The organism is Ideonella sp. (assembly GCF_041918995.1).
In the GTDB taxonomy this organism is placed as follows: Bacteria; Pseudomonadota; Gammaproteobacteria; order Burkholderiales; family Burkholderiaceae_C; genus Ideonella.
In genome coordinates this window covers 144344-165552 of sequence record NZ_JAYRUN010000007.1, presented here as the reverse complement: position 1 = coordinate 165552, position 21209 = coordinate 144344, and the positions used below count along the sequence as shown (strand labels likewise).

At 71.9% G+C, this 21209-nt stretch carries 20 protein-coding genes; 8 read left to right on the top strand and 12 right to left on the bottom strand.

What is annotated here, in order from left to right:
• Nucleotides 1-123: 123 nt before the first annotated feature.
• From ACE3UN_RS08445 to glpD, 5 genes are read right to left on the bottom strand one after another with little or no spacing between them, the layout of a single operon-like run.
• The gene (locus tag ACE3UN_RS08445) at nucleotides 124-936 is read right to left on the bottom strand and encodes a carbohydrate ABC transporter permease (RefSeq protein WP_374674487.1); all 813 of its coding nucleotides are present in this window, start codon (nucleotides 934-936) and stop codon (nucleotides 124-126) included.
• Nucleotides 929-1828: a carbohydrate ABC transporter permease gene (locus ACE3UN_RS08440; protein ID WP_374674486.1), complete on the bottom strand. Its 900-nt coding sequence runs from the start codon at nucleotides 1826-1828 to the stop codon at nucleotides 929-931. Before ACE3UN_RS08440 ends, ACE3UN_RS08445 begins: the two co-directional genes overlap by 8 nt.
• Nucleotides 1825-2898, bottom strand: a complete 1074-nt coding sequence (locus ACE3UN_RS08435; protein ID WP_374674485.1) for an ABC transporter ATP-binding protein — start codon at nucleotides 2896-2898, stop codon at nucleotides 1825-1827. Before ACE3UN_RS08435 ends, ACE3UN_RS08440 begins: the two co-directional genes overlap by 4 nt.
• On the bottom strand, nucleotides 2898-3992 hold the full coding sequence (locus ACE3UN_RS08430; protein WP_374674484.1) for an ABC transporter ATP-binding protein: 1095 nt from the start codon (nucleotides 3990-3992) through the stop codon (nucleotides 2898-2900). Before ACE3UN_RS08430 ends, ACE3UN_RS08435 begins: the two co-directional genes overlap by 1 nt.
• On the bottom strand, nucleotides 3983-5563 hold the full coding sequence (gene glpD, locus ACE3UN_RS08425; RefSeq protein WP_374674483.1) for a glycerol-3-phosphate dehydrogenase: 1581 nt from the start codon (nucleotides 5561-5563) through the stop codon (nucleotides 3983-3985). The genes ACE3UN_RS08430 and glpD overlap by 10 nt, the downstream gene beginning before the upstream one ends.
• A 189-nt stretch (nucleotides 5564-5752) precedes the next feature.
• Here glpD and ACE3UN_RS08420 point away from each other — a divergent pair, with 189 nt between their 5' ends.
• Nucleotides 5753-6520, top strand: coding sequence for a DeoR/GlpR family DNA-binding transcription regulator (locus tag ACE3UN_RS08420; RefSeq protein ID WP_374674482.1), 768 nt, complete (start codon nucleotides 5753-5755; stop codon nucleotides 6518-6520).
• Nucleotides 6517-8019: a glycerol kinase GlpK gene (gene glpK / locus ACE3UN_RS08415; RefSeq protein WP_374674481.1), complete on the top strand. Its 1503-nt coding sequence runs from the start codon at nucleotides 6517-6519 to the stop codon at nucleotides 8017-8019. Before ACE3UN_RS08420 ends, glpK begins: the two co-directional genes overlap by 4 nt.
• A 42-nt stretch (nucleotides 8020-8061) precedes the next feature.
• Here the strand turns inward: glpK and ACE3UN_RS08410 are convergent, their stop codons facing one another.
• Entirely contained in the window at nucleotides 8062-8457 is a 396-nt protein-coding gene (locus ACE3UN_RS08410) for a DUF1294 domain-containing protein (RefSeq protein WP_374674480.1), read from the bottom strand.
• Nucleotides 8458-8647: 190 nt separating this feature from the next.
• On the opposite strand from ACE3UN_RS08410, the gene ACE3UN_RS08405 reads away from it, so the two are divergent.
• Nucleotides 8648-9163: a hypothetical protein gene (locus ACE3UN_RS08405; protein ID WP_374674479.1), complete on the top strand. Its 516-nt coding sequence runs from the start codon at nucleotides 8648-8650 to the stop codon at nucleotides 9161-9163.
• A 75-nt stretch (nucleotides 9164-9238) separates the two neighbouring features.
• Here ACE3UN_RS08405 and ACE3UN_RS08400 read toward each other — a convergent pair whose 3' ends face one another.
• Nucleotides 9239-10549 carry a tryptophan--tRNA ligase gene (locus tag ACE3UN_RS08400; protein WP_374674478.1) on the bottom strand — a complete coding sequence of 437 codons (1311 nt, stop codon included), beginning with the start codon at nucleotides 10547-10549 and terminating at the stop codon, nucleotides 9239-9241.
• Nucleotides 10546-11223 (bottom strand): DUF2087 domain-containing protein, encoded by a 678-nt coding sequence (locus ACE3UN_RS08395; protein WP_374674477.1) that lies wholly within the window; start codon nucleotides 11221-11223, stop codon nucleotides 10546-10548. The genes ACE3UN_RS08400 and ACE3UN_RS08395 overlap by 4 nt, the downstream gene beginning before the upstream one ends.
• 387 nt (nucleotides 11224-11610) lie before the next feature.
• Between ACE3UN_RS08395 and ACE3UN_RS08390 the strand changes: the two genes are divergently transcribed.
• The 3 genes from ACE3UN_RS08390 to ACE3UN_RS08380 are packed head-to-tail and all read left to right on the top strand — an operon-like array spanning nucleotide 11611 to nucleotide 13308.
• The gene (locus tag ACE3UN_RS08390) at nucleotides 11611-11997 is read left to right on the top strand and encodes a VOC family protein (protein ID WP_374674476.1); all 387 of its coding nucleotides are present in this window, start codon (nucleotides 11611-11613) and stop codon (nucleotides 11995-11997) included.
• Between the two features lie 16 nt (nucleotides 11998-12013).
• Nucleotides 12014-12697, top strand: a complete 684-nt coding sequence (locus ACE3UN_RS08385; RefSeq protein ID WP_374674475.1) for a helix-turn-helix transcriptional regulator — start codon at nucleotides 12014-12016, stop codon at nucleotides 12695-12697.
• Nucleotides 12694-13308, top strand: coding sequence for a GNAT family N-acetyltransferase (locus tag ACE3UN_RS08380; protein WP_374674474.1), 615 nt, complete (start codon nucleotides 12694-12696; stop codon nucleotides 13306-13308). The genes ACE3UN_RS08385 and ACE3UN_RS08380 overlap by 4 nt, the downstream gene beginning before the upstream one ends.
• Here ACE3UN_RS08380 and ACE3UN_RS08375 read toward each other — a convergent pair.
• The 3 genes from ACE3UN_RS08375 to ACE3UN_RS08365 form a co-directional block, all read right to left on the bottom strand.
• The gene (locus ACE3UN_RS08375; protein WP_374674473.1) at nucleotides 13293-14300 is read right to left on the bottom strand and encodes an AEC family transporter; all 1008 of its coding nucleotides are present in this window, start codon (nucleotides 14298-14300) and stop codon (nucleotides 13293-13295) included. The two genes, ACE3UN_RS08380 and ACE3UN_RS08375, sit on opposite strands and share 16 nt — an antisense overlap.
• 21 nt (nucleotides 14301-14321) lie before the next feature.
• Nucleotides 14322-15875: an alkaline phosphatase gene (locus ACE3UN_RS08370; protein WP_374674472.1), complete on the bottom strand. Its 1554-nt coding sequence runs from the start codon at nucleotides 15873-15875 to the stop codon at nucleotides 14322-14324.
• 78 nt (nucleotides 15876-15953) lie between these two features.
• Entirely contained in the window at nucleotides 15954-17024 is a 1071-nt protein-coding gene (locus ACE3UN_RS08365) for an ornithine cyclodeaminase (RefSeq protein WP_374674471.1), read from the bottom strand.
• A gap of 236 nt (nucleotides 17025-17260) precedes the next feature.
• On the opposite strand from ACE3UN_RS08365, the gene ACE3UN_RS08360 reads away from it, so the two are divergent.
• Nucleotides 17261-17683 carry an Lrp/AsnC family transcriptional regulator gene (locus ACE3UN_RS08360; RefSeq protein WP_374674470.1) on the top strand — a complete coding sequence of 141 codons (423 nt, stop codon included), beginning with the start codon at nucleotides 17261-17263 and terminating at the stop codon, nucleotides 17681-17683.
• Nucleotides 17680-19743 (top strand): ATP-dependent helicase, encoded by a 2064-nt coding sequence (locus ACE3UN_RS08355; protein WP_374674469.1) that lies wholly within the window; start codon nucleotides 17680-17682, stop codon nucleotides 19741-19743. Before ACE3UN_RS08360 ends, ACE3UN_RS08355 begins: the two co-directional genes overlap by 4 nt.
• 115 nt (nucleotides 19744-19858) lie before the next feature.
• Here ACE3UN_RS08355 and ACE3UN_RS08350 read toward each other — a convergent pair whose 3' ends face one another.
• The gene (locus ACE3UN_RS08350; RefSeq protein ID WP_374674468.1) at nucleotides 19859-20986 is read right to left on the bottom strand and encodes a hypothetical protein; all 1128 of its coding nucleotides are present in this window, start codon (nucleotides 20984-20986) and stop codon (nucleotides 19859-19861) included.
• Between the last annotated feature and the right edge of the window lie 223 nt (nucleotides 20987-21209).

The window sequence follows — 21209 nt, the reverse complement described above, 5'->3', positions numbered from 1 at the left end:
CCCGGGACCGAGCATCGCAGGGCACCTTCGGCCGCAGGCCGAAGGCGCGGACGTTCTGAGCCCCGGCGCCCGGCCCCGCCCGCCCGCATCGCATCCACCGCCGCAGTCCGACGCGGGATGGCATCACACCCGCCCCATGGCGAAGCCCTTGGCGATGTAGTGCCGGACGAACCAGATGACGATGGCGCCCGGGACGATGGTGAGCGTGCCGGCGGCCGCCAGCGTCGCCCAGTCCATGCCGGAGGCGCTCACGGTGCGTGTCATGGTGGCCACGATGGGCTTGGCGTTCACGGAAGTGAGGGTGCGTGCCAGCAGCAGCTCCACCCAGCTGAACATGAAGCAGAAGAACGCGGCCACGCCCACGCCGGCCTTGATGAGCGGCAGGAAGATGGTGAGGAAGAAGCGCGGGAAGGAGTAGCCGTCGATGTAGGCCGTCTCGTCGATCTCGCGCGGGATGCCGCTCATGAAGCCTTCCAGGATCCACACCGCCAGCGGCACGTTGAACAGCAGGTGCGCCAGCGCCACCGCGATGTGCGTGTCCATCAGCCCCACCGTGCTGTAGAGCTGGAAGAACGGCAGCAGGAACACCGCGGGCGGCGTCATGCGGTTGGTGAGCAGCCAGAAGAACACGTGCTTGTCGCCCAGGAAGCTGTAGCGGCTGAACGCATAGGCGGCCGGCAGTGCCACCGTCACCGAGATCACCGTGTTGATGGCCACGTAGATCAGGCTGTTGATGTAGCCCGAGTACCAGCTCTCGTCGGTGAAGATGGTGCGGTAGTTGTCCCAGGTGAAGGCCTGGGGCAGCAGCGAGAAGCTCGACAGGATCTCCTCGTTGGTCTTGAAGCTCATGTTGACCATCCAGTAGATGGGCAACAGCGCGAAGAGCAGGTAGGCCAGCAGGAACAGGCTGCGCTTGCGGAAGCGGCGTTCAGTCATGGCCGGCTCCTTCGGCGCTGGCCTGGCCCAGGCGCTGCATCCAGTTGTAGAGCACGAAGCAGAACAGCAGGATGATGAGGAAGTAGATCAGCGAGAAGGCGGCCGCCGGGCCCAGGTCGAACTGGCCCACCGCCTTCTGGGTGAGGTACTGGCTGAGGAAGGTGGTGGCGTTGCCCGGGCCGCCGCCGGTGAGCACGAAGGGCTCGGTGTAGATCATGAAGCTGTCCATGAAGCGCAGCAGCACCGCGATCATCAGCACGCCGCGCATCTTGGGCAGCTGGATGTAGCGGAACACCGCGAACTTGCTCGCGCCGTCGATGCGGGCGGCCTGGTAGTAGGCGTCGGGGATGCTGCGCAGGCCGGCGTAGGCCAGCAGCGCCACCAGGGGCGTCCAGTGCCACACGTCCATCAGCAGCACCGTGAGCCAGGCATGGGTGGAGTCGCCCGTGTAGCTGTACTCGATGCCCAGCTCCTGCAGCGCGTGGCCCATGAGGCCGATGTCGGCGCGGCCGAAGATCTGCCAGATGGTGCCCACCACGTTCCAGGGGATCAGCAGCGACAGCGCCACGATCACCAGCGTGGCCGAGGCCTTCCAGCCCTCGGCCGGCATGGCCAGCGCCAGCGCGATGCCCAGCGGGATCTCCACCGCCAGCACCGCCAGCGAGAAGCGCAGCTGGTTCCACAGCGCGGCGTGCAGGTCCTCGTCGCGCATCACGGCGGCGAACCATTCGGTGCCCACGAACACGCGGCGCTCGGGGCTGATGATGTCCTGCACCGAGTAGTTCACCACCGTCATCAGCGGCAGGATGGCCGAGAAGGCCACGCAGATGAACACGGGCAGGATGAGGAACCAGGCTTTCTGGTTCACGGGCTTGTTCAACTGGGCACTCATGCCACGAGCTCCTCATCCGCATAGAAGCAGGTGTGGGCGCCCAGCACCTGCAGGCCCACGGTGTCGCCCACCGACGGCGCGCTGGCGTCGGGCGCCAGGCGGGCCTTCAGGGTCTGCTCGCCGGCGCGGCAGGTGACGAGCAGGTAGGTGCCGATGTCCTGCACCTGGGCCACCTGGGCCGGCAGGGTGCCGGGCGTGCCGGCAGGCGCCAGCGCCAGGTACTCCGGCCGGATGCCCAGCTTGAGCGCGCCGTCGGGCAGGGCCCGCCCCGCCGGGCCCAGCGCCTGGCCGGCCACCTGCAGGGTGCCGTCGCGCTGCTCGGCGGCCAGGAAGTTCATGCCCGGCGAGCCGATGAAGTGGCCCACGAAGGTGTGGGCCGGCCGCTCGAACAGCGCGTCGGCCGTGCCCACCTGCACCGCCCGGCCGCGGGTCATGACCACCACCTCGTCGGCGAAGGTCAGCGCTTCCACCTGGTCGTGCGTCACGTAGATCAGCGTGAGCTTCAGCTCATGGTGGATCTGCTTGAGCTTGCGCCGCAGCTGCCATTTCAGGTGCGGGTCGATGACGGTCAGCGGCTCGTCGAACAGCACCGCCGACACGTCCGGCCGCACCAGGCCGCGGCCCAGCGAGATCTTCTGCTTCTGGTCGGCCGACAGGCCGGCGGCGCGCATGTCCAGCTGGTGGCTCATCTCCAGCATCTCGGCGATCTGGCCCACGCGCTGGCGGATCTGCCCGGCGGGCACCTTGCGGTTCTTCAGCGGGAAGGCCAGGTTCTCCGCCACGGTCATCGTGTCGTAGATCACCGGGAACTGGAACACCTGGGCGATGTTGCGCTCCTGCGGGCTGGCGCGGGTGACGTCGCGGCCGTCGAAGCGCACGCCGCCATGCGAGGGCACCAGCAGGCCCGACATGATGTTGAGCATGGTGGTCTTGCCGCAGCCCGAGGGGCCCAGCAGCGCGTAGGCGCCGCCGTCGGCGAAGCTCATCTTCAGGGGCAGCAGGGCGTAGTCGCCGTCCTCGCGCGGGTTCGGCTTGTACGAGTGCGCCAGGTCGAGGTCGATGCGGGCCATCAGCGGGCTCCTTGCCGGGCGGCGCCGGGCCGTTCAGGGGCGCGCTGCAGCGCGCCGTCGGCGCCGAACACGTAGGCCTGTGACGGGTGCAGGTGCAGCGTGATGGACGCGCCCAGCGCGAAGTCGTGCACGCCGGTCAGCTGCGCCACCAGCTCGCCCACCGGCGTGGCGGCGTGCACGAAGGTGTCGGAGCCGGAGATCTCGGCCAGCTCCACGGTGCCGGGCAGGGCGATGTCCCCGGGACGCGGGGCCACGCGCAGCGCGCTGGCGCGCACGCCCACCGTGCAGTCGCGCGACGCGCCGGCCCCAGCCGGCAGTGACACGGGCAGGAGCGGCCCGCCGCGCAGCTGCAGGCCGCCGTCGGTGGCCTGCGCGGCGATGAGGTTCATGGGCGGGTCGCTGAAGGCGCGCGCCACGCGCAACGACGCCGGGCGGTGGAACACCTCGGCCGTGGGGCCGTATTGCAGCAGCTCGCCGGCGTCGAGCACGGCGGTCCAGCCGCCCAGCAGCAGGGCCTCGCCGGGCTCGGTGGTGGCGTAGATCACGGTGGAATCGCCGGCGGCGAACAGCTGCGTGAGCTCCTCGCGCAGCTCCTCGCGCAGCTTGTAGTCCAGGTTCACCAGCGGCTCGTCCAGCAGCATCAGCGGCGCGTTCTTGGCCAGCGCACGCGCCAGCGCCACGCGCTGCTGCTGGCCGCCCGACAGCGCCGAGGGCAGGCGGTCCAGGAAGGGCTCGATGTGCAGCCGGCCGGCCAGGGCGCGCACGCGCGCGTCGATGTCGCGCTCGCCGCGCAGCCGCAGCGGCGAGGCGATGTTCTGCGACACCGTCATCGACGGGTAGTTGATGAACTGCTGGTAGACCATGGCCACGTTGCGCTCGCGCACGGGCACGCCGGTCACGTCCTGCCCGTCCACGAGGACGCGGCCGGCGCTCGGCGCATCCAGGCCCGCCATCAGGCGCATCAGGCTGGTCTTGCCGGCCTGGGTGGCGCCCAGCAGCACGGTGACGGCGCCGGGCCGCGGGGCCAGCGACATCTCGTGCAGCCAGGTCTCGGCACCGACCTTCTTGCTGATGCCTTCCAGCCTCAGCTGCATGGGGAATCCTTCGTCATGGGGAACAGGGGGCGGGCGTCCGATTCGTCGGCTGCGGTCATCCAGGCGTCGACCCGGGCGCGCTCGGCCGCGGTGTAGTGCAGGCCCAGCTTGCTGCGGCGCCACAGCACATCGTCGCCGGTGCGGGCCCACTCGTGCTGGCGCAGGTGCTTCAGCTCGGCCTCGTGCAGGCCCGGCGCGATCTCCTCGCCCAGGTCGGCGGCGGTCTCGGCACCGGCCAGCACCTGGTCGATGCGGCTGCCATAGGCGCGCGCCAGGCGGCGCACCAGCGGCGTCGGCAGGCCCGGGTGGCGCGCGCCCACCGCATGCACCAGGCGCTCGAAGTCGGTGTCGGGGCGCTGGGCGCGGCCGATCCACGCGGCCAGGTCGCCGCCGGGCAGGAACGCGCCGTGCGTCCACGGCGCGCGCGTCTCGCCCAGCAGCCGGCCCACCTCGGTGGCGGCGTCCTCGGCAAGCTTGCGGAAGGTGGTGATCTTGCCGCCCCACACGCTGAGCACCGGGGCGCCCTCCGCGCTCGACTCCAGCAGGTAGTCGCGCGTGACGGCGGAGGGGTCGCCCGAGGCGTCCTCCAGCAGCGGGCGCACGCCGGCGTAGCTCCACACCACGTCGGCCGGGCGCACCGGGCGGCGGAAGTAGCGGCTGGCCTGCTCGCACAGGTAGGCCGTTTCCGTCTCGCTGATCGCCGCGCCGCGCGGGTCGCCCTGCAGCTCCACGTCGGTGGTGCCGATGAGGGTGAAATCGCGCTCGTAGGGGATGGCGAAGATGATGCGCTTGTCGGGGTTCTGGAAGATGTAGGCGTGGTCGTGCTCGAAGCAGCGCGGCACCACGATGTGCGAGCCCTTCACCAGCCGCAGGCTGCGCGTGGCCAGCGCCTCGCCGTGCGCCGGCCGGGCGGTGCCGCGCAGGAAGGCCTCGGCCCAGGGGCCGGCGGCATTCACCAGCGCACGCGCCTGCACGCTGTGCGCCTGGCCGTCCTCGCCCTGCAGCGTGGCGGTCCAGCCCCCGGGGTGGCGCTGCGCGGCGGTGCAGCGGGTGCGCGTGAGCACGGTGGCGCCGTGCTCGTGCGCGTCCAGCGCGTTCAGCACCACCAGCCGCGCGTCGTCCACCCAGCCGTCGGAGTAGACGAAGCCGCGCGTGAAGCGGGGCTGCAGCGGGGCACCGGCGGGGTGGTGGCGCAGGTCCACGCCGCGCGAGCCGGGCAGCACCTCGCGCCGCGCGAGGTGGTCGTACAGGAAGATGCCCATGCGGATCAGCCACGCCGGCCGCATGGACGGATCGTGCGGCATCACGAAACGCAGCGGCCACATGATGTGCGGCGCGCTCTTGAGCAGCACCTCGCGCTCCTGCAGCGCCTTGCGCACCAGCGAGAACTCGTAGTACTCGAGATAGCGCAGGCCGCCGTGGATGAGCTTGGTGGACGAGGAGGACGTGTGCGAAGCCAGGTCGTCCTGCTCCACCAGCACCACGCGCCAGCCGCGGCCGGCCAGGTCGCGTGCGATGCCGGCGCCGTTGATGCCGCCGCCCACCACGAGCACGTCGCAGTGCGGGGGCACGCTGGGAACGCCGCGGGGGGCGACGTGAGGGGCCGCGCAGGCAGGCGCAGGGCGGTTCAGGGCAGTCTCCTTCGTTCTTCTTTTTTCGTTTTATCCCAGTTGTTGCGCGAAAGCAAGTTCGCATCGGTTCGTTTGCTTTCGGGTTTGTGCGGAGGCCGCGACCCCACACGGCTTGAGGACAATGCCGCCATGACCCCCAATCCGCGTCAGTCCGAGCTGCTCGACGCCGTGCGCGCCCAGGGCATGGCCACCGTCGAATCGCTGGCCGAGCGTTTCGGCGTCACGCTGCAGACCGTGCGGCGCGACGTGAAGCTGCTCGCCGAGGCGGGGCTGCTCGCGCGCTACCACGGTGGCGTGCGCCTGCCTGCGTCCACCACCGAGAACCTCGCGCACCGCCAGCGCGAGGCGCTGAATGCCGATGCCAAGCAGCGCATCGCGCGCGCGGTGGCGGCCCGGGTGCCGCATGGCTCGTCCCTGCTCATCAACCTGGGCACCACCACCGAAGCGGTGGCGCGCGAGCTGCTGCACCACCAGGGCCTGCGCGTCATCACCAACAACCTGAACGTGGCCGCGATCCTGGCGGACAACCCCGACTGCGAGGTGATCGTCGCCGGTGGCGTGGTGCGCAACCGCGACCGTGGCATCGTCGGCGAGGCGGCCGTGGACTTCATCCGCCAGTTCCGCGTGGACATCGGGCTCATCGGCATCTCGGGCATCGAGCCCGACGGCTCGCTGCGCGACTTCGACTACCGCGAGGTCAAGGTAGCGCGGGTGATCATCGAGCAGTCGCGCGAGGTCTGGCTGGTGGCCGACCACAGCAAGTTCAACCGCCCGGCCATGGTGGAGCTGGCCCGCGTGGACCAGCTCGACCTGCTGTTCACCGACAGCCCGCCGCCGCCGCCGTTTCCCACGCTGCTGGCCGAGGCCGGCGTTCAACTCGAATGCGTGCAGCCATGACGTCCCGCACTTTCCTGCTCGCCCTGGACCAGGGCACCTCCAGCTCGCGCAGCATCGTCTTCGACGAGGCCGGCCGCATCGTCGCCATGGCGCAGCGCGAGTTCCGCCAGATCTACCCCCAGCCCGGCTGGGTGGAGCACGACCCCGAGGAGATCTGGACCAGCCAGCTGGCCACGGCGCGCGAGGCCCTGGCGCTGGCCGGCCTGACGGCGCGCGACATCCGCGCCATCGGCATCACCAACCAGCGCGAGACCACCGTGGTGTGGAACCGCCGCACCGGCCGGCCCGTGCACAACGCCATCGTCTGGCAGGACCGCCGCGCCGAGCCGCTGTGCGCGCAGCTGCGCGAGCAGGGCCTGGAGCCCACCGTGCGCGAGACCACCGGCCTGGTGATCGACGCGTACTTCTCCGGCACCAAGATCCGCTGGATCCTGGACCACGCGCCCGGCGCCCACCTGGCCGCCGCGCAGGGCGAGCTCGCCTTCGGCACGGTGGACAGCTGGCTGCTGTGGAAGCTCACCAAGGGAAGCGTCCACGCCACCGACGTGAGCAACGCCGCACGCACCATGCTGTTCGACGTGCGCCACAACCGCTGGGACCACGGCCTGCTGGGCGCGCTGCACGTGCCCGACAGCCTGCTGCCGCAGGTCTTCCCGAGCAGCCATGTGTTCGGCGAGAGCGACGCGGAATGGCTGGGCGCGCCGGTGCCCATCGCCGGCATCGCGGGCGACCAGCAGAGCGCGCTGTTCGGCCAGGCGTGCTTCCGCGCCGGCCAGGCCAAGAACACCTACGGCACGGGCTGCTTCATGCTCATGCACACGGGCGAGCGCTTCCGCCCGAGCGACAACGGCCTGGTCACCACGAGCGCCGCGCAACCGACCGCGACGCCGGAGTTCGCCTTCGAGGGCAGCGTGTTCATCGGCGGTGCGGTGGTGCAGTGGCTGCGCGACGGCCTGAAGGCCATCCGCGCCAGCTCCGAGGTGCAGTCGCTGGCCGAGAGCGTGCCCGATGCCGGCGGCGTGATGTTCGTGCCCGCCTTCACCGGCCTGGGCGCCCCGTACTGGCAGCCCGAGGCGCGGGGCACCATCGTGGGCCTGACGCGGGGCAGCACCGTGGCCCACATCGCGCGCGCGGCGCTGGAGAGCATCGCCTTCCAGAGCGCTGCCCTGCTGCAGGCGATGAGCCGCGACGCCGTGGCGGCCGGGGGCTCGCCCGTGACGGAGCTGCGCGTGGACGGCGGCGCCTGCGTGAACGACCTGCTCATGCAGTTCCAGGCGGACCTGCTGGGCATCCCCGTGCTGCGGCCGCAGGTGATCGAGACCACTGCGCTGGGCGCCGCCTACCTGGCCGGCCTGGCCACCGGCGTGTGGCGCAACCTGGACGAGCTGGCCGGGCAGTGGCAGGCGCAGCGCCGCTTCGAGCCCACGCTGCCGCGCGACCGTGCCCAGGAGCTGATGGACCGCTGGGAACGGGCGGTGCGCCAGGCCACGGTGGCCTGACGGCGCGCGCGGCAGCCGCGGCCGCGGCGCATCCGCGCGGCCTCAGCGGTGCAGCAGCGCCAGGGCGGCCGGCAGATGCCCGGTCGCGGCCAGCGCCACGCCCGCCGTGGCCAGCAGGTGGAGCGCCACCGTGGCCCAGTAGACCTGCCGGAACGCGGGCTTGGTGGACTTGTGGCGCAGCAGCTGCTGCGCCCACCAGGCGGCGGGCCAGCCGCCCAGCAGGGCCAGGCCATGCAGCGTCTGCTCCGGGGTGCGCCACTGCCCCTGCCGGGCGGCGTACTTGTCGGTCCAGTAGGCCCAGAAGGTGGCCAGGTTCAGGCCGGCCAACCCCAGCAGCACGCCGCCATGCAGGCCACCGGTCCACCACCCAGCGGCCCAGGCCATGGCCCAGGCCGCCATCAGCACCCACGCGAGCACGATCACGGCGTTGCCCGGCATCGCCGCCCGGGGCGGCGATGCGGCTGCACCACCGCGCCGCGGTGCCCCGTGGTCGTCGTGTTCACCGGTGTCCTCCCAGGGCAAAGTATGGCGCCATCCGCCGCCGGATTCGACCGGCTTTTCCGGCCATCGGCCACGGCCAGACAGGGCAGACTGCGCGGCGTCGCTGCTGTCGCCCCCTGGACCCACCGTGCCTGCCCTGCTCTCGTCCTGTCTGTTCGCGCTGGCGGCGTCCGCCTGCGAGCCGCCCGGCCCGGCCGTGGCGGGGCCGGCGGCGGCCGGTGCACTGCGCGGCATCGCCCCACTGGCGGCGCGGGCCCAGCTGCCACGGCGTGCCGCGGCGCTGCGTGGTCTGGCGCCCGAGACACCCGGCTTCCGCCTGAAGCCCGCCGGCCAGGGGCTGCGCATGCCACTGCCGCCGGGCGTGCCGCACCAGTTCGGCTGGGACATGGCCCTGCCCGTGGCAGCGGCCGGCTCGCCCGCGTCGCAGCTGGCGCTGCAGGGCGTGGTCGACATCCATGGGGCGGTTCCCGGCGCGGCACCGGGGCGGCCGGCGCATCGTCTCGGGCCGGCGGCCGTGGGCCGGGTGCCCGGGCTCGAGCCCTGGACGGGGGCCACCTGGCGCTACGAGGCCGGGCTGCTCACCGGCGGCATGCAGGCCCGCGCCACGGACATGCTGCTGCTGCGCGTGCAGACGCGTTTTTGAGACGTTCTTGAAGCGTTCTTGAGGCGTGCCTGAGGCGTGCCTGAGGCGGCCGCCGAGGCGGCGCACCGCCAGGGTTCAGCCCGCCGCGGCGGCCACGAGCGCGGCCAGGGCCTGCGCGACTTCGTCCTCGCCCACCCCGTCGCCGCGCTGCACCGGTGCGTCGGCCAGCGCCGCCGCGCCGTCGGTCTTCAGCCGCTTGACCCACTCGCCCGCCTCCCGGCCGCCAGCGAAGGCTTCGCTCTGCAGCAGGGTACGGCCGTCGTGGGCGCTCAGCTTGAAGTAGAAGCGGCCGTCGGCCTCGCGGTACTGCTTGAACACCGGCAGGGCGGCCGCCTTGGGCTTGGCCTCGTCACGAGCGGGTGCGGCCAGGGGCTGGAAGCGCCGCAGCCCCACCGCCTCGCGCAGCCGCTGCAGCAGCGGGCCGGCGAGCGCGCGCGCCTTCGCCGCGCCTTCCTGCAGGGTGTCCTCGATGCGCTCCGGGCGGGCCATCAGCTCGTCGTAGCGCGCGCGCATCGGGCCGATCTCGGCATCGATGCGCTCGAACAGGCGCTGCTTGGCGTCGCCCCAGCCCAGGCCGGCGCGCAGCTCGGCGCGGAAGGCGGCACGCTCCGCGGCGCTTGCGAACGCGTCGTACAGCGCGACCAGGGCGGTGCCCTCGGGCTCCTTCGGCTCACCCGGCAGGCGCGAGTCGGTCACGATGCGGGCGATGGCCTCGCGCAGCGCCTTGGCCCCGCCCTCGAACAGGGGCACGACGTTGTCGTAGCTCTTGCTCATCTTGCGGCCGTCCAGGCCGGGCAGCAGCTCCATCTCGGCGTCCACCTGCGCCTCGGGCAGCACGAAGAAGTCCTCCCCCTTGCCGAACAGGTGGTTGAAGCGCTGCGCCACGTCGCGCGCCATCTCGATGTGCTGCACCTGGTCCTTGCCCACGGGCACCCGGTGCGCGTTGAACATCAGGATGTCGGCCGCCATCAGGATGGGGTAGCTGTACAGGCCCATGGTGATGCCCGCGTCCGGGTCCTCGCCGGCGGCGGTGTTGGCGTCCACCGAGGCCTTGTAGGCATGGGCGCGGTTCATCTGGCCCTTGCTCGTCACGCAGGTGAGCAGCCAGGTCAGCTCGGGGATCTCGGGGATGTCGCTCTGCCGGTAGAACACCACCCGCCGGGTGTCCAGGCCGCAGGCCAGCCAGGTGGCGGCGATCTGCAGGCGCGAGCGCTCGATGCGGTCGGGCTCGTCGCACTTGATCAGCGCGTGGTAGTCGGCCATGAAGAAGAAGCTCTCCACGCCCGCCTCGCGGCTGGCCGCGATGGCGGGGCGGATCGCCCCGACGTAGTTGCCGAGGTGCAGGGTGCCGGTGGTGGTGATGCCGGTGAGGACGCGGGTGCTCATGCGGCCATTGTCGCCGGCCGCGTGCGGGCCGGCGCGGCCGGCGCGTCGCCTCGGCCGCGGGCGCGCAGCGCCGCCAGCAGCGCGCGGATCTCGGCGTCGGGCCGCTGCGGCTGCTTCCAGTAGGCCGAGCAGTCGGCCTCGCGCGCCAGCAGGCCCATCTCCACCAGCTCGCGCCGCGGGGTGACGTGGTCGCCGTAGGTGGTCCAGGCCTTGAGGATCTCGTTCACCTCGCGCTCGGTGTAGACGCGGCCGCTGTCGAAGCGCATCCACAGGCCCCACATGGCCAGGCGCTGCACGCTGAACTTGTAGGGCCAGCGCACCAGGCGGCCATGCGTGTCGAACTGGGTGAGCGCCTTGCGGGCGTGCGGGCCGAGCGGGGCCTCGGCCGGCGGCTCCGCCTGCGCGGGCGGCGGCACGGCCGGCACGGCGGGCTCGGCGGGTGTCGCTGGGGGCAGCAGGGCGCCAGGCGCGGCGCGCAGCGCCTGCCAGTTGCGGTGCCCGGCGGCGCGCGCCAGCATGTGCAGCAGCTGCTGGTGGCTGGGCGCGGTGGCCGGCTGGGTGGCCAGGTGGTCGGCGAGCTGCTGGCGCAGCGACTTGGCGAACTGCGAGGCGTCGTCGCAGTGCAGGGCCACGCGCTCACGGCCGCGCGGCAGGGGGGTGGGGGACGTCGTCATGGGCGTTGTTCCTCGTCACGCGCGCATGGACCGGTGGCATCGGGGTGCGTCCGCCTCGCCCGCGAATGCGGAACGGCGGGGCCGATGGGCTGGGGTCGCCGACTTGCAGCTGCCGGAGGTCCACACGCGCAGCACGGGGCTGACAGCGCACGACATGACCGAAGCAGGGGGAGCACGAGAAAGCTCTCGCGCGCCAAGGGCAGGTTCAGCTCGCCAGCACGGGCTGGCGCGACGACGCCTGGGTGAACTGCCGACCGGCCGCCATCATAGCGAGTCGCCCCCGGGTGTGCTGCCACGACGCTGTCAGCAGCCCGGAGGGAGCATGCGCGTCCGCCCCGGCGTAGGATGCGTCGCCTCCCGCCGCGGCCCACCCACCAGGAGGACCCCATGCCATTTGCCTACACCGTCGTCTACGTTGACAACGTCGAGGCGTCCCTGAGCTTCTTCGAGCGCGCCTTCGGCCTCACCCGCGGCTTCGTCTCGCCCGGGGCGGAGTTCGGCCAGCTGGACACCGGCACCACGGCGCTCGCCTTCTGCGACCACGCCACCGCGCGCGAGAGCCTGGGCGGCGACTACCGTCGCGCGGCCGACGGCGCGCCGCTGGGCATGGAGGTGGCCTTCACCACCGACGACGTGGCCGCCGCCGTGGACCGCGCAGTGCAGGCCGGCGCCACGCTGCTCAAGCCCGCCACCCGCATGCCCTGGGGCCAGACGGTGGCCTACGTGCGGGCGCCCGACGGCACGCTGGTCGAACTCTGCACGCCCATGGGCTGAGGTCGACGCTCCACGCATGCGCCGCGCCGACCGCCTCTTCGAGATCGTCCAGCTCATCCGCGGGCGCCGGCTGTCCACGGCCGCCTTCCTGGCCGGGCGCCTGGAGGTGTCGCTGCGCACCGTCTACCGCGACGTGGCCGACCTGCAGGCGCAGGGCGTGCCCATCGAGGGCGAGGCCGGCGTGGGCTACCGCCTGGGGGCCGGCTACGACCTGCCACCGCTCATGTTCAGCGCCGCCGAGGCCAAGGCCCTTGTCGCCTGCGTGCGGCTGGCCCAGTCCCGGCTCGACCGCGGCCTGGCCAGCGCGTCGGAGTCGGCGCTGTCCAAGATCATCGCCGTGCTGCCCACGGCCGCGCGCGCCGCGGCCGAGAGCCTGCCCATCTACGCGCCACCCTACTTTGCCGACGAGGACCCGGTGCGCCACCGGCTCGAGCGCCTGCGCGGCGCCATCGAGGTGCGGCGCAAGCTGCAGCTGGCCTACCGCGACGAGGCCGGCCGCGCCACCGACCGCACGGTGCGGCCGCTGGGCTGCTTCTACTGGGGCGCGGTGTGGACGCTGGGCGCCTGGTGCGAACAGCGCGACGACTTCCGCAGCTTCCGCGTCGACCGCATCGCCGACATGGCGGTGCTCGACGAGCCCTACCGCGACGAGGCCGGCAAGACCCTGGCCGATTTCCTGCGCACGGTGGAGCACGAATGACACCCCTGGCCGAGCTGAACCTTCGCACTGCGCGCCTGCACCTGCGCCCGCTGGCCGCCGGCGACGAGGCCGACCTGTTCGCCATCTTCGGTGACCCGCAGGTGATGCGCTACTGGTCCACGCCGCCATGGCAAGGCCTGGACGACGCGGTGGCCGCCATCGAGCGCGACCGGCGCACGCTCGCCGGGCGGCAGGACCTGCGACTCGGTGTGGTGTTGCACGCCGGTGAGGCGGCCGGCCGCCTGGTGGGCACGGTGAGCCTGTTCCGCATCGACGCCTCGAACCGGCGGGCGGAGATCGGTTATGCGCTGGCGCGGTCGCAGCAGGGGTCCGGGCTCATGCACGAGGCGCTGCAGGCGCTGGTGGCGACCGCCTTCGACCACACACCCGGGGCGCCCTTCGACGACCTGGCGCTGCACCGGCTGGAGGCGGACGCCGACCCGCGCAATGCGGCGTCCTGCCGCACGCTGCAGCGGCTGGGCTTCCTGCGCGAGGGCCTGCTGCGCGAACGCTGGCAGGTGGGCGGCGAGCTGAGCGACTCGGCCTGGTACGGGCTGCTGCGGCCCGACTGGCTGGCCTCGCGGGCCTCCGCGGCTCAGCCGGCCGGCTGAACGCCCAGCAGGCTGGCCAGCCCGGTGAAGCTGAAGAAGGCCAGCACGGTGGTGACCAGGATGATGCGCGCCACACGGCCGTTGTCGGCGCCATAGCGCTCGGCCAGCAGCGACACGTTGCTGGCGCTGGGCAGCGCGGCCGTGAGCGCCAGCGCGGTGAGCTGGAAGTCGCTGAGCGGCACGCCCATCTGGCGCGCCGAGGCGCCCAGCAGCAGCACCAGCAGCGGGTGCAGCAGCAGCTTCACGGCGGCCACGGGCACGATGGCCGCCAGCGGCGTGGGTGGCGGCGGTGGCGTGGCGTGGTCGGGGATGTCCACGGCGCGGTGGGCGGGGTCGCCTGAGCGCCAGAGCACGGCGCCGATGGTGAACAGCGCCACCGGGCTGGCCGCGTTGGCGAGCATGTTCACGATGGCCTGCACAGGACCGGGCAGCGCCAGGCCGGACACCCCGGCCGCCGCGCCCAGCGCGATCGACCAGGGCAGGGGGTTGGACAGGGCGCCGCGCAGGGCCCGCCAGGCGGCGGCCCGGCCGCCCGCGGCCCCCGCGCCGCCGGCCTGGGCCAGCCCCAGGCAGACCGAGCTGGTGACCAGCATGTCGGCCAGGATGGTGCAGATCACCGGGCCGGCCGCCGCGGGGCCCATCACGCCCACCAGCAGCGGCACGCCCATGAAGCCCGAGTTCGGGAACGCGGCCACGAGCGCGCCGAAGGACGCGTCCTTCATGCCCACCCGCGCCGAGAGCGTGAGCGCGATGGTGAAGCCCACGACGAGGGCGGCCGCCAGCAGGTACACGCCCAGCACCGCCGGATTCAGCAACTGCAGCAGCGGCGTGGACTGGCCGAAGCGGAACAGCATGCACGGCAGGGCGAAGAACAGCACGAAGGTGTTCAGCCCCGGGATGGCGCTGCCCGGCAGCAGGTGGCGGGCCGCGGCCCAGTAGCCGGCGGCGACGAGGGCGAAGAAGGGCAGGGTGACGGCGAAGATGGCGGCCATGGGCGACGAGGTGAGTGGCCGTCAGTCGCGCTGGGCGCCCGGGCGCCCGGATTCCACCACGTAGCGGGCGTGCACGGCCAAGGGGCTCGCCGCGTCCGCAAAGTCCTGCACGTCCATCAGCCGCATCTGCAGCCGCCGCGCGTCGAGCTGGCCGCGCACATAGCCGCGCCGCTGTGTGCGCGCCAGCTGGATGTGCGGGTTGAAGCGCAGGGCGGTGTCGATACGCTCCTGGTCCTTGCCAGGGCTGCTGATGCTGGTGGTGACGAACTCGCTGGCGAGCGTGGCCGAGCGCGGGTCGTCGAAGTCGGCCTTGACGTCGGCGACGTAGTGGCCGTGCAGGTCGCCGCCCAGCACCACCGCGCCGGGCAGGCGGCGCGCGGCGATTCCGGACAGCAGCCGGGCGCGGGCGGGGGCGTAACCGTCCCAGCCGTCGTTCCACACCGCCATGCGCTCCGGGCCGCCGGTGGGGTCGCTCCAGGCGAAGCGGCTCAGCAGCGTGGTCTGGGCGAGCAGGTTCCAGGGGCGCTCCATGTCCCACGACCGGGCCAGCCACGCCTCCTGGGCCATGCCGAGGAAGCTGCGGCGCGGATCGTCGAGCGCGCTGCAGTCACGCCGGCTCGTGCGCCCGGCGCCGCCGTTCCAGGTGGGGCAGGCAAGGGTGTCGCGGTGCTGGCGGCCATCGAGCATCAGCACGCGGGCCAGCGCGCCCCAGTCGTGCGCGCCGTGCAGCGGCAGGGCGCCGCCGGGCACGTCGCGGCGCGGGCGCATCGCCTGCGGCAGCGGCAGGTGCTCCCAGTAGGCCTGGTAGGCGTCGGCGCGGCGGGCGGCGAAACCGCGCTCGCCGCCGTTCAGGCCGGTGTAGTCGTTGGCCACCTCGTGGTCGTCCCAGATCAGCATCCAGGGGCAGGCGGCATGGACGTCCTGCAGCTGGGAGTCACGCTGGTAGGTGGCATAGCGGGTGCGCCAGTCGTCCAGGCTGCGTGCATAGCCGCCCGGGTGGGGGCGCAGCGCCCAGGGCAGCCAGGGGTACTCGTAGACGTAGTCGCCCAGGAACAGCACCAGGTCCAGCGCCTCGCGCGCCGCGTGCGCCCAGGCGGCGTAGCGGCCGGTGTCGTAGCGCTGGCAGCTGGCGATGGCGAACTGCAGCGGCTCCATCGCATCGGGTGCCGGGGCGGTGCGGGTGCGGCCGGTGCGGCTGCGCTGCCCCAGGGCGGTGAAGCGGTAGAAGTACCAGCGCCCGGGCGCCAGACCCCGCGGCTCGGCGTGGATGCTGTGGGCCCAGGCCGCTTCGGCCATGTCGGTGCCGCGGGCGACCACGTGGGCGAAGCCCTCGTCCTGTGCGAGCTCCCATTGCACGGGCACCCGTTCGGGCAGTCCCTCGCCGGTCAGCCGTGTCCACAGCACCATGCCATCGGGGCGGGGGTAGCCGCTGGCCACACCCTGCTCGAAGCGCGGTGTGTCGCCGGCGCGGGCGTGGCGCAGCCAGGCGGGCGCGGTGCCGGCGGCCAGGGCCGCCGCCAGCAGGGCGCGCCGGCGGGGCTGGGTGGGGGTGGGGAGGCGGTGGTCGGTCGTCACGGCCGCCGCAGCATAACCGCGGGGCCGGACGCCAGGCTTGCGCGGCACGCCGGTGGGCGGGGCCGCGCGGGTGGGCCTTCAGGCCACGCGGCGCAGGCGCGCGCGGGCGGGCGAGCCGCCCAGCACGCCGCCGAACAGGTCCTTCGGGTCGTCCAGGCGCGGCACCAGGTCGATCTGGCGGCTGGCCTCGCGCTGCTCGCCGAGCAGCAGGTGCAGGAAGCGCAGGGCGGAGAAATCCTCCAGCGCGAAACCCACGGAATCGAAGATGGTCACCTCGTCGGCCGTGCGGCGGAAGGGCCCGCCGGCGGCCACGACGTCAGCGAACTCGGTCACGGGGAAGTCCGCCGGCAGCTGCTGGATCTCGCCCTCGATGCGCGACTGCGGCTCGTACTCCACCACCACGCGGGCATCCGGCCGCAGCAGGATGTCGCGGTGCAGCTCCGTCTTGCCGGGGCAGTCGCCGCCCACGCCGTTCAGGTGCATGCCGGGGCGCACCATGCCGGGCTCCAGGATGACGGCGTTGCGCTTGTCGGCCGTCACGGTGGTCACGACGTCGGCGCCCTGCACCGCCTCGGCCGTGGAGCCACAGCGCACGATGGCCAGGTCGGCCAGCTCGGGCAGGCTGCGCAGGTTGCGCTCGAGCTTGGCGCTGGCGAGCGGGTCGATGTCGAACAGGCGCAGCTCGCGGATGCCCAGCATGCGGTGGAAGGCGATGGCCTGGAATTCGCTCTGCGCCCCGTTGCCGATCAGCGCCATGACGCGGCTGTCGGGCCGCGCCAGCCACTGGGCGGCCAGGGCCGACATGGCGGCCGTGCGCAGGGCGGTGGTCACCGTCAGCTCCGACAGCAGCAGCGGGTAGCCGGTGGCCACGTCGGCCAGCACGCCGAAGGCGGTCACCGTGAGCAGGCCCTCGGCCGTGTTCTTGGGGTGGCCGTTGACGTACTTGAAGGCGTAGTGGGCGCCGTCGGAGGCGGGCATGAGCTCGATCACGCCCACGTCGGAGTGGCTGGCCACGCGGGCCGTCTTCTCGAACTCGGCCCAGCGGCGGTAGTCCGCCTCGATCTCGCCGGCCAGGCGGTGGATGAAGGTGCCGGTGCCCAGGCGGTGCACCAGTTGCTGGATGTCGGCGATGCCGATGTAGTCGACCATGGGACGTCTCGTCTTGCGGTGGGCGGGCCGGGGTTTGTCTCGTGGCGTGCCGGGCGGCACGCAGGGGTGATGCGCTGACTGGGCATCCGCTGGCGCTGGCGCGCGGCCCCCGCGCCGCACCATGGTGGTGATTCTGTGGACAAGCGAAGCCAACAAGAAGCCAGCAAAGTGCGCAGATCGCGCAGCCGATTGAACAAATCGCTAGAGCAGGCTGGCGATGTGGCTAAGATGAGGCCATGGACGACGTGGACCACCAGCTCCTGAGCCTTCTGCGCGAGAATGCGCGCGCCTCGGTGGCCTCGCTGGCCAAGCGCCTGCGCGTGGCACGCGGCACCGTGCAGAACCGCATCGCCAAGCTGGAGGCCAACGGCACCATCGTGGGCTACACGGTGCGCCTGAAGCCACAGACCGAGGCCAACCGCATCGCCGCACTGATGACCATCACGGTCGAGGGCAATGCGCTCGACGCCGTGCTGCGCGCGCTGCGGGGCGACCCCGCCGTGCAGGCCCTGCACACCACCAACGGCCGCTGGGACATCGTCGCCGAGCTGCGCGCCGATTCCCTGGAAGCCTTCGACCGCGTGCTCAGCCGCATCCGCCTGATCGAAGGCATCGCCCACACTGAAACGAGCCTGCTGCTCTCGACACACAAGCTGTGAACGCTCCCGCTTCCCTCAACTCGGCGCAGATGGAGGCCGTGCACTACCTGCGCGGGCCCTGCCTGGTGCTGGCCGGCGCCGGCTCGGGCAAGACGCGGGTGATCACCCACAAGATCGCCCGGCTGCTGCAGGCCGGCCTGGCCCCGAAGCAGATCGCGGCCATCACCTTCACCAACAAGGCGGCGCTGGAAATGCGCGAGCGGGCCAAGGCGCTGGTGGGCCCCAAGGCGGCCAAGGACCTGGCGATCAGCACCTTCCACTCGCTGGGCGTGCGCATCCTGCGCGAGGACGGCGAGCAGCTGGGCCTGAAGCCCAACTTCTCCATCCTCGACTCGGACGACGTGCTGGGCGTGCTGCGGGACGCCGGCAGCTGCACCGACAACGCCCTGGCCCGCCGCTGGCAATGGACGATCAGCCTGTGGAAGAACCAGGGCCTGGACAGCGACGCCGCGCTCTCGGCGGCCAAGGACGACGACGAGCGCGTGGCCGCGCGCGTGATGAAGCTCTACGAGGAGCGGCTGGCCGCCTACCAGGCGGTGGACTTCGACGACCTGATCAGCCTGCCGCTCAAGCTCATCACCACACGCCCCGAGGCGCAGGCCAAGTGGCAGGCCCAGTTCGGCCATGTGCTGGTGGACGAGTACCAGGACACCAACGCCGTGCAGTACGAGCTGCTCAAGGCGCTGGTGGAGCACCCCGACGAATTGATGCGCGGCATGTTCACCGCGGTCGGCGACGACGACCAGAGCATCTACGGCTGGCGTGGCGCCACCATCGAGAACCTGAAGCGCCTGCCCGAGGAGTTCCCCAGCCTCAAGGTGATCCCGCTGGAGCAGAACTACCGCTCCACCAGCGCCATCCTGCGCGCCGCCAACGAGGTGATCGCGGGCAACCCCAAGATCTTCGCCAAGAAGCTGTGGAGCGAGCACGGCGAAGGCGAGCCGGTGCGCGTGGCCGAGTGCGACGGCGAGGAGCACGAGGCCGAGCGCGCCGTGGCGCGCATCCAGGCCCTGCGCGGCAACGACGGGCGCGTCAAGTTCAGCGACATCGCGATCCTGTACCGCGCCAACCACCAGGCGCGCATGTTCGAGCAGAAGCTGCGCGCCGCGCAGATCCCCTACAAGGTCTCGGGCGGGCAGAGCTTCTTCGACAAGGCGGAGATCAAGGACCTGTGCGCCTGGCTGCGCCTGCTGGTGAACCAGGACGACGACCCGGCCTTCCTGCGCGCCGTGACCACGCCCAAGCGCGGCATCGGCCACACCACCATCGGCAAGCTCGGCGAGTTCGCCGCGAGGTGGAAGGTGAGCATGTTCGAGGCGCTGTTCGCCGAGAGCCTGGTGGCTGCGCTGCCGGCCAAGGCCATCGGCTCGCTGCATGAGTTCGGCCGCTACGTGAACGATCTGGAGCACCGGGCGCGCACGACGGTGGGCGCCGAGGACGCCAAGGCGCTGCTGATCGGGTGGCTCCAGGACATCGGCTACGAGCAGCACCTGTTCGACAACGAGGACAGCGAGAAGGTGGCGGCCGCACGCTGGACCAATGTGCTCGATTTCGTCGACTGGGTGGCGCGGCGCTGCGGCGGCGAGATCACCCAGGAGGGCGGCACCTTCGAGAGCGAGCGCAAGAGCGTGCTCGACGTCGCGCAGACCATCAGTGTCATCCTGAGCCTGGCCGAGCGCGGCGACGAGCAGGACCAGGTCGTGCTGTCCACCCTGCATGCCAGCAAGGGCCTGGAGTGGCCGCACGTCATCCTGGCCGGCGTCAACGAGGGCCTGCTGCCCTTCAAGACCGACGACGACGACATGACGCCCGAGCGGCTGCAGGAGGAGCGCCGCCTGATGTACGTGGGCATCACCCGCGCGCAGAAGACGCTGGTGGTGAGCACGCTGCGCCGGCGCAAGAAGGGCCGCGACACCATCGCCGGCATCCCCAGCCGTTTCATCGCGGAGATGAAGCTCAACCAGGCGCCCGCGGGCGAGGACCCCAAGGAGCGCCTGAAGCGCCTGCGCGCCGAGCTCGCCGCCAAGGCGGCGGCCGGCCAGCCCGATCGACCCGACTGACGCCGCCATGTCGCCCTGCGCATCGATCGAGCGCACCGTCGGCGGGATCTCGTCGAGCCGCTGAACGCTGCCGTCCGGGTTCGGGCATGCTCATGGTTGACACCGCTCTTGCCGCTCAGTGCTGCAGTCGGCGGACAGCGACCGGTACCGCGATGCCGAACACTGGCGGCAAGCTCCCGTCATCGAACTCGAACAGCATGCGGCCTCGTGAGTCGATGTCCAGTACCGATGAGGTCGCGTTGTAGGCGTGCCGGCGGAACCGGCTTTCCAGTTCAAGCGGCAGCCATGCGCCATCCGCTTGCCTCTCCCATGCCACCGAGACCACCCTGCCGCGTGGCCCGGGCACGGCGGCAGCGTCGCAGTAGCCCACGATGAGGCTGTCGGGACTGATCGCAGTGGCCGAGCACCTCCGGAAGCCCTTGACCAGTGGCAGGTTCTGAACGCGCGAGCCCATGCCCGGGTTCCAGTAGAACGCGTGCCCGTAGGTCTCATGGTTCCCCTTGCCGACCACCTCATCTCGGTCGTTCATGCCATGGACCGCGGTCACCGGCCCCATGCCTAGCACGCCCGTGGCCGCTGACCAGAAGAAGCCGAGGCCGTAGCCTGTCTTGTGGGTGAGCACACTGCCGGCCACATGTCCCTGGTTGTTGATGCGCTGGCCCCACATGATGGGTGCCCAATCCGGGTTGGGCAGAACATGCGGCGTACCGTCCGCCTCCCACACGACAGTGTGGAACTCGCGGGGCTTCTCGCTGTAGTAGCCCACGACCTGTCCATGGTCGTTGATGTCCATCGCATAGCCGCGATGCCCAGGATGGGGGGACAGCTTCGCCGACAGGTCCACGACGCCGCCCTCTGGGGGCCACTTGACGGCGCGCACCTCCTCTGTCATCAGGGCCGCTTGGTATCCGACCGCCTCGTCCGCCTCGTTCACTCCGATGGCGGCACCTGCACCGTAGTCCGCCGAGGTCAGCGGGAGGGCGGTCACCCTGCCGTCTGCTGTGGCACGCAGTGGCATATTCAACTCGAGGAACCAGCCGACCATGGTTCCGCGGTCGTTCATTCGCGAGGGCGCCGGGAAGGGCGGCTCGGTGGCAAAGCGCTTCAGGCGGTACTTGTCCGCTGCCCGACCGTCCACCGTGGGTTCTGCCGCCTGTGCGGCGGCCACTGCGGTCAGGGTCCACACAGCCAGGTGCAGGAGCGGGCTTCGGCAGATCGCCGAGTTGGAGCGTTCGCTGAGCATGCAGGACCTTCTCGAGATCGATCGGTGTGCCGCATGATAGGCGGCACGGCGGCTGCGGCCGCAGGTCCTTCATGGGATGCCGGCACCGCGCCGGCGGCGGTCGACGCCCGTGCTCAAGCAGCCGTGACGCGATACGTCCGCGGGCGCCTCGGTGGCCAGCTTCAGCCGCTCGCCATGACTGCGCCGGTTGCCGAACATGACAGTGCGGAGGGGACAGGCTCCA